Origin of the sequence: Mesorhizobium sp. M0898 (assembly GCF_040319695.1) — a bacterium.
Taxonomy (GTDB): Bacteria; Pseudomonadota; Alphaproteobacteria; order Rhizobiales; family Rhizobiaceae; genus Mesorhizobium.
Map to the genome: position 1 here is coordinate 119,724 of NZ_JAMYOE010000001.1, position 16,565 is coordinate 136,288.

Below are 16,565 nucleotides of genomic sequence, written 5' to 3' on the forward strand. Positions count from 1 at the left end.
GCACGCTTTGCGCGTATAGGACGTGCGGCGTCGCGGTCAAAGGAAAAGCCGTTGGGCATCATCACCATCGAGGAGTTGCCGGCCCGGCTGGGCGGCGGCAAGACCCTGGCCGGTCTCGACCTTGGCGACAAAACGATCGGCGTGGCGGTTTCGGACCGCGGCTTGTCGTTCGCGCACCCGCGCCCCGTCATCATGCGCAGGAAATTCTCGCTCGATGCCGCAGTGCTGCTCGCCCTGTTGCAGAAGGAGAATGCCGGCGCCGTGGCAATCGGCCTCCCCATCAACATGGACGGCTCGGAAGGCCCGCGCGCCCAAAAATCCCGCGCTTTCGTCCGCAACATGGCTGGATTGACCGATCTGCCGTTCGTCTTTTGGGACGAAAGGCTGTCGACGGTGGCGGCCGAGCGAACACTGATCGAGATGGATTTTTCCCGCAAGAAACGCGCCGGCAAGATCGATTCAGCGGCGGCCGCTTTCATCCTCCAGGGCGTTCTCGACCGGCTTCAGGCGCTCGGCGTCGATGCCTGGTCGAAATAGCGGTTGCGCATCGCCGTGATCCAGCCACCAATCGTCTTGCGGCGGCGAAATGCCCAGAACGCCACCAGCAGCACGCCGTCGAATACGCAAGCTTTCGCCACCATGCCCGGAATGAGCGCCGGATCGACGCCCAGCATCTGTCCATAGAGCTGGAAGACGAGATCGTGTAATTGGCGGCTCAGCATGACATACCCGAAATTGATGTCGTTGAGCGACAGAAAGAACCAGCCCCAAAACAAGAGGAGCGGAGCCGCCCACAGCGCGAACAAGGTGCGCATCAGCGGTCATCCCTCGAATCCAGCCGGCCGGAAATGCGGGCAAGCGAGGAATTATGCGCCGCTGCCTTGGCCATGACATGCGCGGCCGCTCGGATTTCGCCGGTCCCTGGAGCTGCCGCGGCAACGGTCGACCGCCGCTCCGCGAGCACCGCGACATAGGACGCCAGAAGTGCCGCCAATTGCACCGCGACAATCATGAACAGCCCATTGATGCCTTGCGCGGCGCCGCCGATGACGATCAGCGACAGCACGCCTAAGGCGGAAATGAAGGCGATTCGCATGACGCTGTCGGCGGGATCCGGGTTGGTCGTGTCGCTGGTCAGTGCTTCAACAAAGGCCCAGCAGAACAGCACCGCGACGACAAGCAGTGCCACGGCGAGCGGCGCCACGACGACGGCGTTTTCGAGATCGGCAAATCGAGTGTTCTGGACGGGAACGCCCAGTACGCCAAGGGCCGTCGCCACGCCTCGATTCCCGTCGATGCAAATGAACGCCAGCAGGGCGAAAACGGCCGCCCAATGCAATGCCAGAAAAGAGCTCAGAATATGCCGCATGACGCTCCTGCTTCGCAGGGCAAAGCCGCTCAAGCTGAACAATCCTTGCCTTAACCATAACACTGGGCTTTGCCACCGGCCGCCGCAATGGAAACCATTCGTTAAGGTTAACGGCCATCCACAGGCTCGCGAGAGCGGCAGCGAATTGGGCGACGGCCCTTAGTTGATCGGCGGGTAGAGCGTATCGATGATCATGCGCGCATCATGGCGGGAATCGATCATGCCATAGGTATTGCGCCACTGGCCGGCGAGGCGCGTTTCGACGAAGGCGTCGGCGATCCGCCCTGCCCCCAACCTGCGAAGCTCTGCCGCCGCCGCCGACAATGCCAATTGCTCGGTCAAGAGCCGCGCCGAGCCCTCGTCGGTTGCAGCGACCTGCATTGCCGCTTTGAGCACGCCGACGGTGCCGCGTCCGCCGGCGCCGAGATCGCGGTCGATGCCGGCCAGCACGTCATCGAACAGGCCGGGTGCACGCCCCAGCACACGTAGCACGTCGAGCGCCATGACGTTGCCGGATCCCTCCCATATCGCGTTGACCGGAGCTTCGCGATAGTAGCGGGCGAGCGGCCCCTCCTCGACATAGCCATTGCCGCCGAGGCACTCCATCGCTTCATAGAGCAGCGGCGGCGCAATCTTGCAGACCCAGTATTTGACGACCGGCGTCATGGCGCGCGCGAAGGCCGCCTCGCCGCGGTCGCCGGCCGCCTCGTCGAAGGAGCGCGCCAGCCGGAACGACAGCGCAGTAGCGGCGGCAACGTCGAGCGCCATATCGGCCAGCACCCGCTGCATCAGCGGCTGCTCGACCAGATTGGTTCCGAACACCTTGCGGTGGCGCGTGTGGTGGACGGCCTCGGCCAGTCCGGCCCGCATGATCGCCGATGAGGCGACGGCACAGTCGAGCCGCGTCAGGGTCACCATGTCCATGATCGTCTTCACGCCCGCGCCGGGCTCGCCGACCATCTCGCCGATGGCATTGACGAATTCCACCTCCGACGAGGCATTGGATCGGTTGCCGAGCTTGTCCTTCAGCCGTTGAAAACGGAAGCCGTTGCCGGATCCGTCGCCGAGCAGGCGGGGAACGAGAAAGCACGACAGTCCCTCCGGCACCTGTCCGAGCACCAGGAAGGCATCCGACATCGGCGCCGACATGAACCATTTGTGGCCGGTCAGGCGATAAAACCCGCTGCCGGCGCGCTCGGCCCTGGTGACGTTGGCACGGACATCGGTGCCGCCTTGCTTCTCGGTCATGCCCATGCCGAGTGTCAGCCCGGCTTTTTCGACCGGCGGCTTTTGGCTTTGATCGTATTTGCGCGTCGTCACCCGGGGCGCCCATTCGCGAAACAGCTTCGGGCTGGCCATCAGCGCCGCCAGCGAAGCGCTGGTCATGGTGATCGGGCAGAGATGCCCGGTCTCGAGCTCAGCCGTGAGGTAAAAGCGCGCGGCGCGCACCTGATGGCGGCGGCCTATCTCGGCATCGCCATTCTCCCAGACCGACGAATGCAGCCCGTTGGCGACTGAGCGGCGCATCAGTGCGTGATAGGCGGGGTGAAACTCGACCTGGTCGATGCGCCGACCCTGGCGGTCGTGGGTCCTGAGCTTCGGCGTCTCGACATTGGCAAGACGGGCCAGTTCCTGCGCCTCATGGGTCAGAACGAAACGGCCAAGCCCGTCGAGGTCCTTGCGCACCGGATCGGAAAAGCGCTCGGCTAGCTGGATCAGCAACGGATCGCCCCGCCAGGCGTTGCCGCCGGCCAGCGGCGGCGGCTGGTTGGTCACGTCGTCGGTCACGCTTCGTCCTTATCACCTGAAGTCTGCGAATCCAAAGTCATCGCGGTTTATAGCCTATGGCCGGCGGCGCGCGACGAAAATACCGGGGAGAACCAATCCAATCCCAAGCCAGTGCTTGCAGCCGCGGAGCCTCCCCCCTATAGCAGCGACTTGAGATGACCGACGCATCGTCCCTGCCACTTTATCCCCACCGCCATCTTCTGGGCATCCGCGACCTTTCCCCTGCCGACATCGAGCTTCTGCTCGACCGGGCGGACAGGGCCGTTGCCATCTCGCGGCAGTCGGACAAGAAGACATCGACGCTGCGCGGCCGCACTCAAATCAATCTCTTCTACGAAGCCTCGACCCGTACCCAATCGTCATTCGAGCTGGCCGGCAAACGGCTCGGCGCCGACGTCATGAACATGTCCGTAGCGAGTTCGTCGGTGAAAAAGGGCGAGACGCTGATCGATACGGCGATGACGCTGAATGCCATGCGTCCCGACATATTGATCATCCGCCATCAATCGGCCGGCGCGGCAGCACTTCTTGCCCAAAAAGTCGGCTGTTCGGTGGTCAATGCCGGCGACGGCGCCCATGAGCACCCTACCCAGGCGCTGCTCGACGCACTGACCATCCGCCGTGTCAAGGGTCCGCTCTCGAAGCTGATCGTGGCGATCTGCGGCGACATCCTGCATTCGCGCGTGGCCCGCTCCAACATCATCCTGCTCAACGCGCTTGGTGCCCAGGTCAGGGTCGTCGCCCCTTCGACGCTTTTGCCCGCCGGCATCGAGAAGATGGGCGTCATCGTCACACGTTCCATGGCCGAGGGTCTGAAGGACGCCGACGTGGTAATGATGCTGCGCCTGCAGCGCGAACGCATGGAAGGCGCTTTCGTACCGTCGGTGCGCGAATATTTCCGCTATTTCGGCCTCGACGCGGAGAAGCTGAAGGCGGCCAAGGACGGTGCGCTGGTCATGCATCCCGGCCCGATGAACCGCGGCGTCGAGATCGCCTCCGAGATCGCCGACGGCCCGCAAAGCGTTATCCAGGAACAGGTTGAGATGGGCGTCGCCGTGCGCATGGCGGTTATGGAAGCGCTGCTCGACCCCCGTCGAAATCACGAGGGCCGCGCCTAATGAGCATTACGGTCTTCCGCCGGGCCCACATCGTCGACCCGTCGCGCGGCATCGATGAGGTCGGCACCGTCATCGTTGAAGGCCGCAAAATCGTTGCCGCCGGCAAGGCGGCCTTGAACCAGGGCGCGCCCGACGGCGCCACCATCATCGACTGCGCCGGCAAGACTATCATCCCCGGATTGATCGACGCGCGCGTCTTCATCGGCGAACCCGGCGGCGAACACCGGGAGACCATTGCTTCGGCGAGCATCGCTGCGGCGGCCGGCGGCGTCACCTCAATCGTCATGATGCCCGATACCGACCCGGTGATCGACAATGTCGCACTGGTCGAGTTCGTGCTGCGCACCGCCAAGGACACCGCCATCGTCAACATCTTGCCGGCAGCAGCGATCACCAAGGGGCTGGAAGGCCGCGAGATGACCGAATTCGGCCTGCTGCGCGAGGCCGGCGCGGTCGCCTTCACCGATGGCCGGCATTCTATTGCCAGCGCGCTGGTGATGCGCCGCGCGCTGACCTATGCGCGCGATTTCGGTGGCGTCATCGCGCATGAAACCCAAGACGCCGACCTCGCTTCGGCCGGCGTGATGAACGAAGGCCTTTACGCAAGCTGGCTTGGCCTTGCCGGCATTCCGCGCGAAGCCGAATCGATCCCCTTGGAGCGCGATCTCGCGTTGGCTCGCCTGACCGGCGGCGCCTATCACGCTGCCAAGATTTCGACGGCTATGGCGGCAAGCGCGGTAGCACGCGCGAAAGCCGATGGCGCCAATGTCACATCAGGCGTGTCGATCCACAATCTGTCGCTCAACGAGAATGATGTCGGCGAGTACCGCACCTTCTTCCGGCTGACGCCGCCGCTGCGCGCCGAGGAAGACCGGCTGGCGATGATCGAAGCGATCAAGGACGGCACCATCGACCTCATCGTCTCCTCCCACGACCCGCAGGACGTCGACACCAAGCGCCTGCCCTTTGCCGATGCCGCGGCCGGCGCCATCGGGCTGGAAACGCTGCTAGGCGCAGCGCTGCGGCTCTATCACAATGGCGACGTGACGCTGCTCCGGCTGGTCGAGACACTGTCGACCGCGCCGGCAAGATTGTTCGGCCTGCCCGGCGGCACGCTGAAACCGGGGGCATTGGCCGACCTTGCGCTCGTCGATCTGGACGAGCCATGGGTCGTCAGCGAGAGCGGCATCCGCTCACGCTCGAAAAACACCTGTTTCGAAGGCGCACGACTGCAAGGCAAGGTCTTGCAAACGATGGTGGCGGGCCGCACAGTGTTTTCGGCCTAGGACGAAAACAGGCGTCACGGCTTAAAATCCGCTCAGCCAAGGAAAGTTCGGGGGAACAATGGCTTACAGTCCCGTCTTGGCATTGGTGTTCGGCTATCTTCTCGGCTCGATCCCGTTTGGCCTGCTGATCACCCGTGCCGCCGGCCTCGGCGACGTGCGCAACATCGGCTCCGGCAACATCGGCGCCACCAATGTGCTGCGCACCGGCAACAAGAGCTTGGCCGCGGCCACGCTTCTGCTCGACGCCCTTAAAGGCACCGCGGCGGTGCTGATCGCAGGCCGCTTTGCGCCCGAGCTCGGACTTTGGGCCGGCTTCGGCGCGTTTTTAGGTCATCTCTTTCCGGTCTGGCTCGGCTTCAAGGGGGGCAAGGGTGTCGCCACTTACCTTGGCGTGCTGATCGGCCTTGCCTGGCAGGCGGCGCTGATCTTCGCCGTCGTCTGGCTGGCGGTGGCCTTCCTGTTCCGCTTCTCCTCGCTTGCGGCACTGACGGCAGCAGTCGTGGTGCCCATGGCGCTGTATTTCCTGAGCACGCCGCAGATTGCCGGGCTTTTCGCGGCGATGAGCCTAATCGTCATCGTAAAGCACCGCGCCAACATTGCGCGGCTGCTTGCCGGCACCGAGGGTAAGATCGGGGCCAAGGAGTGAGCGAGCCCGACGCCGGGCCGCGCCTCAGCGACCGGCAGCGGCTGAGCTGGCTTCGTCTGATCCGCACGCCGAATGTCGGCCCGGCTTCCTTTCGCGACCTGATCAACCGGTTCGGTTCGGCCGAAGCAGCGCTATCGATGCTGCCCGAGCTGATGATTTCGGGTGGCGCCAAAAAAATCGTCCGCATCCCGTCCATTGCCGAGGCCGAGGCGGAGCTGGAGACCGCCCGGCGGGCTGGCGCCCGCTTCGTCGGCATCGGCGAAGCGGATTATCCGCCGCTGATGAAAAGCATGGATCATCCGCCGCCGCTGCTCGCGGTCAGGGGCAATAGCGCGGTGTTCCGCTTGCCAGCGGTCGCCATCGTCGGCGCTCGCAACGCATCGCTGGCCGGCATCAAGATGGCGCGGATGCTGGCGGCGGATCTCGGCCGCGACGGCTATGGCATCGTCTCCGGCCTGGCGCGCGGCATCGATACGGCCGCGCACCAGGGCAGCCTTGCGACTGGCACAATCGGCGTGCTCGCCGGCGGCCTCGATTTGCCCTACCCGCCCGAAAATGCCGGCCTGTGCGACGAGATCGCCGAACGCGGCGGCGCCATCATTTCCGAAATGCCGTTTGGGTGGCAGCCGCGCGCACAGGATTTTCCGCGCCGCAACCGGCTCGTCGCCGGTGCTGCATTGGGATTGGTGGTGGTCGAGGCCGCACAGCGCTCCGGCTCGCTGATCAGCGCCCGCCTCGCCGGCGAGATGGGCCGGCTGGTCTTTGCCGTTCCCGGTTCGCCGCTCGATCCGCGCGCTGCCGGCGCCAATGGCCTGCTCAAGGACGGCGCAACCCTTGTCACCGAGGCCGCCGATATCACCAGTGCGATCGCCCCGCTGGTCGGCGCCTGGGCCCCAAGGACATCGCCGCTTGAGGAGCCGCCCGACTTTTCGGCAACGCCGCCGCCGCGCGAGGACGACCGCGACCGCGTCGTCGAGGCGCTCGGCCCGACGCCAGTGGCGGTAGACGAGATCATCCGCCACACCGGCCTGCATCCCGCCCAAGTGTTCATGGTGCTGCTGGAGCTCGACCTAGCCGGACGGCTCGAGCGCCATGCCGGCGGTAATGTCTCGCTGATTTGACCGAGAGCTTGCGCATGTCCCGGCACGCAATTCCGACGTGATTCCATGACCGATCTAGGTGAGAAGCCAAAGCAGACGCTGTTCACTCGTACGACGGCCCTCGTTTGGGCAGCGTTGAGCGTCATGCTGGCGCTGAAATGGTCGATGGATCTCGGCATGCTGGGTTTTCCCGACGGCTACATAACGCCCTTCGCAAGAGCAACCAGCACGCTTTTGGGCATTCTGACGGCAGCCTGCATGGCCCAGGGTCTCTACTTTTTCCTGGCCGGTGTGTTCGGCAGGAAGGTAAGCGCCGTCGGTCTTTGCCTGCAAATCCTTGCCGCAGCGGTTCTCACCGTGGTGCCAGTGCTTATCTTGAAGGATTGTCCGCATTCACAGCTGTGCAGCAGAGCGTATGAGGCGCTCACCGGCACGATGATGGACGATGGGGCGGGCGGCTAAAGCCACTGCATGCGTTCGGCACGAGGTTGTCACCCATGTCTTAGGTACAATCTGTTACCTATGTCTCCGGGTTGGACAATCTTGATTTTGGTGAGCGCGATGGGATTCGAACCCATGACCTACTGATTAAAAGTTTGGGTTTTTGATCTATGGCTGTCGATGGCGATAATTGGAGCCAATGGCGAAATAACTGATAAATATTGACTTTTTGGCTCATCGGGCAATAGATTCCGTTGTGACGCATTGGCGTCCATGGGCGGACGTGTTTCCCCCGTGTTCCCCGGGAGGGTGCCTACTGATGGAAAATCGGACGAGGATCACGAATACAACGGTTGCCGATGCACTGCCTTTGGCAAAGGAATATGTCATCTGGGACGCAGCCATATCGGGCTTTGGCCTGCGGGTCAGGCCAACCGGCGGCAAGAGCTATATCTTCACCTATCGCACCGCTGGCGGCCGCGCGGGGCGTGTCCAGCGTGTCACCATAGGAAACGCCCTGAAGCTGAAAGCCGATCCCGCCAGGGAACAGGCAAAGGCTCTTGCGGGCCAATACCACGGCGGCGGTAATCCGGCGGCAGATGTCGGCGCCGAAAAACTCGAGGCAACGGCGCAGAGGAACGCACCGACGGTTGCTCAGGCGCTCGACCGGTTCATCAAAGACCACGCCAAAGTCACGCTGAAAGAAAAGACGTGGAAAGAGTACGAGAGGATCAGCGAGAAGATTCTGAAGCCGCACTTGGGCAAGCTGAAGGTCGCCGCGATGACCTCGAAAGACGTGTCAGAACTCTATCACTCGATCCGCGAAAAGCCGACGCAGGCGTCATTGGCCGTAAGGGTGTTGTCGTCAGCCATGGGCATGGCTGAGGAGTGGGGCTTGCGGGATGCCGGTTCCAATCCGTGCAGGATCCGACTGAAGGGAAGTCGGCGCCGGGAGCGGCTGTTCAGCGACACGGAGGTTTCTCGACTACTCGCGGCGATAGACGCACATGAGAAGGCCGAGAAGATGACGAAGCCGGTGGCGCTTGGCCTGCGGCTTCTATTCGCCACAGGATGCAGAGCCGGGGAGATTTGCTCTCTTCAGTGGTCCAACGTCGATCTCGAAGAAAGATGGCTGGAATGGCGCGAGCACAAGACTGACGGCGGCGGCTCCTTGCGCAAGGTCATCACTCGGGAGGCAGCAAGGCTGCTAGAGAGCGCTGAGCGCATAGAGGAAGTCGACTGGGTTTGCCCCTCCCCTGCTCTGAAGCGATTGCGCGTGGAAACGCTGGAGGCTGCATTCGAGCGCGTGATGAAGGCGGCAAAGGTGCCGGCAAACGAGAATGCTACCCTCCACCTGATACGGCATTGGTTTGCCACAGCCACCTATTCCGACCCGTCAATACCCCTGCCGCTGCAAATGGCGATCGTCGGACATCGGTCGGTAGCCACGGCCATGCGTTACGCCCACGTTGCCCGGGAAGCCCATCAGAAGGCCGCACTGTCTGCCGAAAAGAAGCGTTCCGCTGCAATCAAGGCGGGCGCAAAACGGGGCAAACTCCTGCAGTTTCCGAAAAAAGTTTGAAACCAGAGAAAGCCCTTCTCTCCGTTGAGGTTTCGGCCTGTACCAGAAATTCTATGAACAGAAACCTTTAGGCATAGCCGTTGTTTCCCAACTGAAAGCGTCCACATCCATCGTTGCTAATGCTTAACGATGGAGACCCAATCGTGAACACCAACAAACTGCTCTTGCCCGTAGATGCCGGTATCTTTCTTGGGCCGGAGGGTCATCCCGTCCCGACAACCACCTTGCAATGGTGGAGGACCAAGGGTCGCGGCCCAAGGTATATCAATCGCGGCGGCCGGATTTTCTACCGTCAATGCGATCTTGATGAGTTCATCGAAAAGAGCGTGACAGAACCGGGAACTGTCGCATGACCCACGCCGACGAACTCGCGCGGCTGTTCATCCAAGCTGAGGAAGCCCGGTCCCGACTTGACAACCTGCTACGCCAGCGCGAAGGCGCACAAGAGGGCCGAGGGTTGGCGCCAAGGCCCGCAGAGATCGACAAGGCCCGCGACCGTCTAGAGGCTGCAGAGGCGCTGCTGTTGCGCGCGCACGAGCGCACGGCGGCTCGCGCATGATCGACATGGACGATGAAAACTCAACGTTGTTCAACCACCTGGCGGTGGCCAAGAAGCCGTGGCGATGGCGCGCGCTACTGCGAAGGGCGGACCTCCCCGCCAGTGCTTACAAGGTTGGCCTCGCGCTCGTTGACAAGTTCTTGAACAATTCTGATGGGCGCTGTTTTCCAAGCGCGTCGACGCTGGCTGACGAGTGCAGCATTCTTGTGAGGACGGTCTACGACGGAATCGCGGCGTTAAAGGAGGTGGGATTGTTGAAGACCGAGAGGCGGTTTGATGGCTCTTTGGACTTCATTTTTTTGCTGCCCCCAATAACGGAAAAACGTGAGAGGCAGTCACGGAAATCCGGGAGTGGCAGTCACGGAAATCCGGGAATTAACTTAGACAATGAACTTCCCAAGCTAACTATCCAAGACCGTAGCGCCGGCTCGGGGGCGCCTTCGGCGGACCTTCGGTCTTCCCTCGCTTCGCTCGGGACCCTCGCTAGTAGCAGCGACACTTTCAACCACGATGATGATTTCGAAGAGAGCAAGAGGGGGTGCGCATGAACAGCCACTCTGATCTTCCCCTTTTTTCCTGGCAACCACCAAGGTGCACGATGATCCCATTCCCTCCCGGAAAGCGTATCGGCAAGATTCGAACCGTCGCCGAAAAATGGCTCGCTCAGCGAACGCCAGGGTTGGCAAAGAAGTATGCGGAACAGATCGACGGTGATTTGCAGCGTCATTTCGACCTGTTGAATATCCTCCCCGATGAACGCGCCAAACTGACTGTCGAGTTCTGGAGCGCCGTCCGGGCCGAGATCACCAGGCAGCGGCCGAGTTCGAGGCCGGGCGGCAGCGCCGCATGATCTTGTGTCCTTGGCGACTAGCGATAGCTACGCCTTGTGTGTTTGCGCTTGACGGTCGAATCTGCGAGACCTATATAAATCTTCGACGGATTTAAATAGGTCAGACGCGGATGAGCATGAAAATCCTGAAAGAGGAAGCCGCTCGGCTGTTCCCGAATGTCGCGCAGTTCGACCAGAAGCTTTACACACGCTTGGCCGCTATCGGACTGGTTGCTCGCAAGCGGCCTGGCCGATCATACGACAGACTCGAGCCGCGGGAGATCGCGGCATTTCTCCTCGCCAGACTGTCGGCCGACTACCTTGACGAAGCGGTAGCGGTCTTGAGCGCGGTGCATGACATGCCCGGAAAGATCGACGGCGTTCCCGCCCATTGGACAGAATGCCGTGCCATGACCACAGGCACCTTGCTGGACTGGATCTCCGCACTGGTGGCGGACTTCATGGCCGGCAGGGCGGACAAGGACGAAGGTCTCGGCAGTTGTGAGATCCGCCTTGCGGTCCCGTTGCCAACGGTTCAGATCGGCCTCAAGCCAAGCCGGTGGCAATCCGACAAGATCGGCAAGCAGTGGGCGGCATTTGAGGGTCGGTTCGCTCGATCACCCGACTACGATGACGACGGTGATCAACTCAGCGACCTAGCCGCGATCGAAGCGACACAGCCGAAATCTCTGAGGATGACGGCGATTGTCAGTGAAAGGTCGATCGACCTTGCGACGGTTCGCGCCTTTGCGCGGGCGTTTTTCCAATGAGGGCCGCGACTTTGCCCGCCGTCAATGTGATCCCGGAGACCCTTAAAGGTGACGTCCTTTGGGGAGCAAAGAGCATCGCCCGATTTCTGGATTGTTCACCCGACTTTGTCGAAACGCTATGCGAAGATCAGTCCGCGCCAGTCCGAAGGAGGGCCGGCCGGATCTGTGCCCTGAAGTCGGATTTGGTCGCCTGGCTTTCCGACGCTGCCCCTCGATAGCACCTTTCAGCCCTTTTGAGCCGCTTCTAGCCCGCTGTCCAAATCAGCGGCGCCCTCACAAATTCCGATCATGTTTGGATGGTTCGGAAAATCGAAGGCGGAAGTTCGGGCGGTTGAGCCCGAAACGCACGTTTACGTCGTCGGTCCGGAAGGCGTCCGGTCACTTTCCCACCCATCCGACGAACTGCTTGCGCTCTTCGGCGCGCAGCCGACGGCGGCAGGTGTCCAAGTTGGAACGCGCACCCCGCTGAAGTGCTCTCCCGCTTTCGCGAGCATCCGATTGATTTCCGAGCTCGCGGGCGAATTGCCCGTCCACATATTCCGGCGGGGTAAAGACGATTCCCGCGACCGTGTCAGAGATCATCCAGTCGAAACGCTTCTCAATAATTTTGCAAATCCTTGGACGAGTGGCGCTCAATTCCGCCGCGAGACGACACTTGCAGCCCTGTTAGAGGGCCATGGCCTGGCGAAGGTGATACGCGTCCGCAAGGAAATTCGTGAACTGCAGCCGCTCTGCGGTGTCACCATCAAAGCCGACGAGTACACCGGCGAACCGAAGTATGTGACGCCAAAGAAGGGCGGCGGGACTGACGATCTATCTTGGCGCGACGTCCTCGACGTGGCCGCGCTTGGCGGCGAAGCGCCGGCGAAACTGGCACGAGAGGCCATCGCCCTTTCCCTCATTCTGGAAAGCCACGGCGCCCGGTTCTTTAAGAACGGCGGCCGGCCGTCCGGAATTTTGAGCTTTAAGACTGCACTCGGTCCCGGTGTTGCAAACGAGATCGCCGATGCCTGGCATGAGGCGACCGACGGCGGCAAGCGTGGCGGCGTTGTCCCACTTGGCTCCGACGTCACGTACACGCCAATCGATTTCACCAGCACTGACAGCCAATATCTCGAAAACAGAAAGTACCAGTCAACCGAGATTGGCCGGTTCTTTGGCGTGCCTCCAACGATGCTTGGCGCGCTCGAGGGAGCGACGTTCACCAACTCGGAAACGCTCGGGAGTCAGTTCCTCGCCTTCGTTCTCAATCCGTGGATTACGGCCTGGAAGGGCGCAATTACCAGGTCAATGCTTACCGAGGACGAGCGCCGCGACCATTACGTGGAATTCGAAACAAAGGCGCTGGTTAAGGCTGATCTGAAGGCCCGCTTCGAAGCTTATGCCCGCGCGGTAGGTGGCCCGTTCTTGCTTCCGAACGAAGCCCGTGCCGCTGAAAACCTGCCGGCAACTGACGGTGGCAACAAGCTTAATCTCCCCCAAGGTGCGCCAGCTCCGGCAACCACAACTGAGGAGCCCGCAAATGCGTGAGACCGTCGACATCCTTGAATTGAGACTCAGCCCACCGGCAGATGATGGAACGGTCGAAGGAATAGCGGTCAAGTTCGATACGCTAGACTCTTATCGGACGACATTCGACCGGCGCGCCTTCGCCTCAGTTGCAAAGCGCCTGCCGATGCTCTGGTCGCACGATCCCGCCCAAGTCGTCGGCTCATGGTCCTCGATCACGATTGCTGACGACGGCTTGCGCGTAAAAGGCCGCCTCAACCTGGAAGTCGAGCGAGCCCGTGAAGTTCGGGCCATGCTGACGCAAGGCGACATCGACGGGATCTCAATCGGTTTTGAAACCATCACTTCCGAGTCCCGCGCCGGCGGCGTCCGCCACATCACCAAAGCCATCATTCATGAGATTTCACTTGTCGCCATCGCCGCAGTGCCGGGCGCCAAGGTCACCGACATCCGACACGGCCGAGACAGCGCGGCGGCCGCATTCATCACCGCAGTCAATGCGGCTACCCGCGCTTTCGGAGAAGGAAAATCAAAATGAAGCACTCAAAAATTGAAACCCGGTCCGCCGTGCGCCTGGAGACGCGCGCCGATCCGGATCCGATTGAAGCGGCAACGCAGGCAGTCGCGGAAATGCGCACGGCCTTCGATGCCCGCATCACCGGCCTTGACGAACTGACAGCACGTCTTGACGAGCTCGAGACACGCGCTGCGCGGCCTGGCACTCAGGAACGGACCGAAGAGCCGACGGTCGAACGGCGCGCGTTCGTGGGCTACATTCGCAGCGGCCGCGAGGCGCTGAGCGCCGACGAGATCCGCGCACTTCGCGTCGGCGACGACACGGCCGGCGGCTTCCTCGCCCCTCCGGAATTCCAGACCGAAATGCAGCGCGAGCTAGTTCAGTACTCGCCGATTCGCGAGGCGGCACGCGTCGGCACAACTGCCCGCGGCTCGGTCATCTTCCCCAAGCGCACGGCGATCACAACCGCCTTGTGGGAAGGCGAAACGGAGGACTCGGAAGAGTCTGAGCCGGCGTTCGGTCAACAGGAAATCTTCGTCCACGAGATGCGGACCTACACCGATGTCAGCAACAAGTTGCTCGAGGATTCGGCGGTCAACATCGAGTCCGAACTCAACATGGCCTTCGCCGAAGACTTTGGCCAAAAGGAAGGCATCTCTTTCGTCAACGGCACGGGAGTGAAGCAGCCTGAAGGCGTGATGCAGAATACCGACATCGCCTACACGGCAAACGGCCATGCCACGATCCTGGCAGCGGACCCGCTGATTACGCTGCTTTACGCACTGCCGAAAGCATACCGTGCGCGCGGCGCCTGGATGATGAACGGCACGACCTTGGCGACGATCCGCAAGCTGAAGGACGGCCAGAACAATTATCTCTGGCAACCCTCATTTCAGGCAGGCGAGCCGGAAACCATCCTTGGCCGCCCCGTGGTCGAAGCGGTCGACATGCCCGACATAGCGAGCGGCGCCTTCCCCATCGTCTACGGCGACTTTGCCGGCGGCTATCGGATCTATGACCGCGTCGGTCTCAGCGTGCTCCGCGACCCGTTCACCCAGGCAAAGAGCGGCCTCGTCCGCTTCCACGCTCGTCGCCGCGTCGGCGGTGCTGTCACGCAGGCCGCACGCTTCCGCAAATTGAAGATGGCGACCACGTAAGCGGCGTCGAAGGAACAAGGAACAAAGAAATGCGTGAACTGAAAAACAGCATCGCGTCTCGGCAGTCGCTGGCGCCGGCATTGCGCACGGTAACGGCGACGGGGACGGCGATCGATCGAGCCGGCTTCGAATCTCTCACCTTCGCTATTCACGTCGGTGACTGGACTGACGGCGAACACGTCGTCCATTTCGAACACTCCGACGATAATTCGGACTTCGATGGAGTCCTTGAAGACGAGCTTGTCGGCGCTTCAGCGGGCATCGCCGGCGCAACCCAAGTCTTTGGTTTGACCGTGGGCGACGATGGAAATTCGCCAAACGGCCCGACCTACGAGAACGAGAATGTTCTGATCGGCTACATAGGCGACAGGCAGTACATCCGCGCGAAGATCACCACCACCGGGGCATCAACCGGCGCCTTCATCGGTATCGACGCCATTCTCGGCCACGCCAGCAAGCGGCCAACGGAATAGGACGAGGGGCCCACTCCTTAGAGGCCCCGCGATCAGGCCGCAAACGGCAGCCGACCTCCCCGGGTCCCCCAGTCCTAGTGCGTGCATTGTAGGGGTCAAGGTCAGCAAGTTCGCAACTTTAGGCGGACGGTCACGGCGCGTGGCTGTCCGCCAATCTCAGAAAGGCTTTGGATCATGCATGACCCCTACGAAGACAACCAGCCAGGCCCTGAATCGCTAGGCCGGTCCGCGCGTCTCGTCGTTCCATCGGACTCGGAAGACCTTCCCGTCGTTGCGAAAGCCCTTGTCTTGACCGTGAGGGGCAACATCAGTGTCGTTCCGGTGGCAAACGCCTTGGATACACCGGTGCCATTCATCGATGTTCCTGCAGGCTATCTCATTCCCTTTCAAGTCCGGCGCGTCATGGCCACTGGCACGACGGCGACTGCTTGGACACTGGAAGACTGATGCCGACGCGTGCTCCATCGATCTGCCAATGTGGGCGTCCGATTCCGTCGGGAGTTCGCTGCGCTTGCCGGCTCAAGGCCGATGCAGAGCGAAAGGCCAAATACGATGCGAGGCGACCGACCGCAGCCGAGCGCGGCTACGGCGGCAAGTGGCAGACTGCACGGCTGGAGCATCTCGGCAAGCATCCGTTGTGCGAGCGCTGCCTGGCGGGCGGTCGACGCGTCAAGGCGACAGTCGTCAACCACCGCATTCCCCACAGGGGCGACAAGCGCCTGATGTGGTCCCGGTCGAACTGGGAATCGGCCTGCGATCACCACCACAATTCAACGATCCAATCCGAAGAGCGCCGGGAAATGAGGGCGGAAAAATGCTGACGCTTGTCACCCCGCCAGACGTCTTTCCGATTTCACTTGCGGAGGCCAAGGCGCAACTTGGTATCAAAATCACCACCGTGCATGACACGCTCATCAACCGCCTGATAGCGGCCGTAACCGCGAAGCTCGACGGCGAAAGCGGGATGCTTGGCCGAGCCCTGGTCACGCAAGAATGGAAGCTGACACTGGATTGCTTCCCGACGGAGATCGTTGTTCCGCTGCCTCCTTTGCAGTCGGTGGAGGAGATCACTTACCTTGATGCCGCCGGCGTTGAGCAAACCCTGGCAACGGACAAATACGCCATTCTCGGCATCGCAGGATCAAAGCGAGCCCGGATCGTTCCGGCTTACGGAAAGTCGTGGCTCGCCACGAGGGATTTTCCCGAAGCCGTCACAGTGTCTTTCACGGCCGGATACGGCGATGACGAAGACAGCGTGCCGGAGCCATTGCGCGCGGCGATCTTGCTTCATGTCGGTCACCTGTTTGAAAACAGAGAGACGACGATCGTCGACGAGCGGACCGCATTCTCTGTCGAGGTGACGCCTTACGGGTTTGACGATCTGATCGCGCCCTATCGGCTTTGGGGGTTTGGCTCGTGAC

The 16,565-nt window shown here is 61.9% G+C and carries 21 protein-coding genes; 18 read left to right on the forward strand and 3 right to left on the reverse strand.

Annotated features, from left to right (window positions below; all coding sequences use genetic code 11):
• Positions 1 to 51: 51 nt before the first annotated feature.
• Positions 52 to 537 carry a Holliday junction resolvase RuvX gene (gene ruvX, locus NKH90_RS00615; protein ID WP_352471671.1) on the forward strand — a complete coding sequence of 162 codons (486 nt, stop codon included), beginning with the start codon at positions 52 to 54 and terminating at the stop codon, positions 535 to 537.
• Here the strand turns inward: ruvX and NKH90_RS00620 are convergent.
• From NKH90_RS00620 to NKH90_RS00630, 3 genes are all read right to left on the reverse strand, one after another.
• Positions 504 to 815: a DUF6105 family protein gene (locus NKH90_RS00620; RefSeq protein ID WP_352471672.1), complete on the reverse strand. Its 312-nt coding sequence runs from the start codon at positions 813 to 815 to the stop codon at positions 504 to 506. The genes ruvX and NKH90_RS00620 overlap by 34 nt on opposite strands.
• A complete protein-coding gene (locus tag NKH90_RS00625; protein WP_352471674.1) occupies positions 815 to 1,369 on the reverse strand; it encodes a hypothetical protein in 555 nt (184 codons plus the stop codon). The genes NKH90_RS00620 and NKH90_RS00625 overlap by 1 nt, the downstream gene beginning before the upstream one ends.
• Before the next feature lie 159 nt (positions 1,370 to 1,528).
• Positions 1,529 to 3,157, reverse strand: a complete 1,629-nt coding sequence (locus NKH90_RS00630) for a DNA alkylation response protein (protein WP_352502371.1) — start codon at positions 3,155 to 3,157, stop codon at positions 1,529 to 1,531.
• Between the two features lie 155 nt (positions 3,158 to 3,312).
• Between NKH90_RS00630 and NKH90_RS00635 the strand changes: the two genes are divergently transcribed.
• From NKH90_RS00635 to NKH90_RS00710, 17 genes are all read left to right on the forward strand, one after another.
• Positions 3,313 to 4,275 (forward strand): aspartate carbamoyltransferase catalytic subunit, encoded by a 963-nt coding sequence (locus NKH90_RS00635; RefSeq protein WP_352448791.1) that lies wholly within the window; start codon positions 3,313 to 3,315, stop codon positions 4,273 to 4,275.
• Positions 4,275 to 5,561, forward strand: coding sequence for a dihydroorotase (locus tag NKH90_RS00640; RefSeq protein WP_352816544.1), 1,287 nt, complete (start codon positions 4,275 to 4,277; stop codon positions 5,559 to 5,561). The genes NKH90_RS00635 and NKH90_RS00640 overlap by 1 nt, the downstream gene beginning before the upstream one ends.
• 58 nt (positions 5,562 to 5,619) lie before the next feature.
• On the forward strand, positions 5,620 to 6,207 hold the full coding sequence (plsY, locus tag NKH90_RS00645; protein ID WP_352455728.1) for a glycerol-3-phosphate 1-O-acyltransferase PlsY: 588 nt from the start codon (positions 5,620 to 5,622) through the stop codon (positions 6,205 to 6,207).
• Positions 6,204 to 7,328, forward strand: coding sequence for a DNA-processing protein DprA (gene dprA, locus NKH90_RS00650; RefSeq protein ID WP_352540581.1), 1,125 nt, complete (start codon positions 6,204 to 6,206; stop codon positions 7,326 to 7,328). Before plsY ends, dprA begins: the two co-directional genes overlap by 4 nt.
• Positions 7,329 to 7,373: 45 nt before the next feature.
• Positions 7,374 to 7,769: a hypothetical protein gene (locus tag NKH90_RS00655; protein WP_352816548.1), complete on the forward strand. Its 396-nt coding sequence runs from the start codon at positions 7,374 to 7,376 to the stop codon at positions 7,767 to 7,769.
• Between the two features lie 298 nt (positions 7,770 to 8,067).
• Complete coding sequence (locus NKH90_RS00660) at positions 8,068 to 9,330, forward strand: site-specific integrase (protein WP_352816551.1); 1,263 nt, start codon at positions 8,068 to 8,070, stop codon at positions 9,328 to 9,330.
• Positions 9,331 to 9,473: 143 nt separating this feature from the next.
• Positions 9,474 to 9,683 carry a hypothetical protein gene (locus NKH90_RS00665; protein ID WP_352816553.1) on the forward strand — a complete coding sequence of 70 codons (210 nt, stop codon included), beginning with the start codon at positions 9,474 to 9,476 and terminating at the stop codon, positions 9,681 to 9,683.
• Positions 9,680 to 9,889 carry a hypothetical protein gene (locus NKH90_RS00670; protein WP_352816556.1) on the forward strand — a complete coding sequence of 70 codons (210 nt, stop codon included), beginning with the start codon at positions 9,680 to 9,682 and terminating at the stop codon, positions 9,887 to 9,889. The genes NKH90_RS00665 and NKH90_RS00670 overlap by 4 nt, the downstream gene beginning before the upstream one ends.
• Positions 9,886 to 10,437, forward strand: coding sequence for a helix-turn-helix domain-containing protein (locus tag NKH90_RS00675; protein ID WP_352816559.1), 552 nt, complete (start codon positions 9,886 to 9,888; stop codon positions 10,435 to 10,437). The genes NKH90_RS00670 and NKH90_RS00675 overlap by 4 nt, the downstream gene beginning before the upstream one ends.
• On the forward strand, positions 10,434 to 10,739 hold the full coding sequence (locus tag NKH90_RS00680; RefSeq protein WP_352816562.1) for a DUF6074 family protein: 306 nt from the start codon (positions 10,434 to 10,436) through the stop codon (positions 10,737 to 10,739). Before NKH90_RS00675 ends, NKH90_RS00680 begins: the two co-directional genes overlap by 4 nt.
• 116 nt (positions 10,740 to 10,855) lie before the next feature.
• Positions 10,856 to 11,488 carry a hypothetical protein gene (locus tag NKH90_RS00685; RefSeq protein ID WP_352816565.1) on the forward strand — a complete coding sequence of 211 codons (633 nt, stop codon included), beginning with the start codon at positions 10,856 to 10,858 and terminating at the stop codon, positions 11,486 to 11,488.
• Between the two features lie 288 nt (positions 11,489 to 11,776).
• The gene (locus tag NKH90_RS00690) at positions 11,777 to 13,018 is read left to right on the forward strand and encodes a phage portal protein (RefSeq protein WP_352816568.1); all 1,242 of its coding nucleotides are present in this window, start codon (positions 11,777 to 11,779) and stop codon (positions 13,016 to 13,018) included.
• A complete protein-coding gene (locus tag NKH90_RS00695; RefSeq protein WP_352816571.1) occupies positions 13,011 to 13,535 on the forward strand; it encodes an HK97 family phage prohead protease in 525 nt (174 codons plus the stop codon). Before NKH90_RS00690 ends, NKH90_RS00695 begins: the two co-directional genes overlap by 8 nt.
• On the forward strand, positions 13,532 to 14,671 hold the full coding sequence (locus tag NKH90_RS00700) for a phage major capsid protein (RefSeq protein WP_352816573.1): 1,140 nt from the start codon (positions 13,532 to 13,534) through the stop codon (positions 14,669 to 14,671). The genes NKH90_RS00695 and NKH90_RS00700 overlap by 4 nt, the downstream gene beginning before the upstream one ends.
• Positions 14,672 to 14,700: 29 nt before the next feature.
• Positions 14,701 to 15,144 carry a hypothetical protein gene (locus NKH90_RS00705; RefSeq protein ID WP_352816575.1) on the forward strand — a complete coding sequence of 148 codons (444 nt, stop codon included), beginning with the start codon at positions 14,701 to 14,703 and terminating at the stop codon, positions 15,142 to 15,144.
• A 174-nt stretch (positions 15,145 to 15,318) separates the two neighbouring features.
• Complete coding sequence (locus tag NKH90_RS34775; protein WP_502898792.1) at positions 15,319 to 15,591, forward strand: spike base protein, RCAP_Rcc01079 family; 273 nt, start codon at positions 15,319 to 15,321, stop codon at positions 15,589 to 15,591.
• Between the two features lie 367 nt (positions 15,592 to 15,958).
• Positions 15,959 to 16,564 (forward strand): head-tail connector protein, encoded by a 606-nt coding sequence (locus NKH90_RS00710; RefSeq protein WP_352816577.1) that lies wholly within the window; start codon positions 15,959 to 15,961, stop codon positions 16,562 to 16,564.
• The last annotated feature ends 1 nt before the right edge of the window (position 16,565 follow it).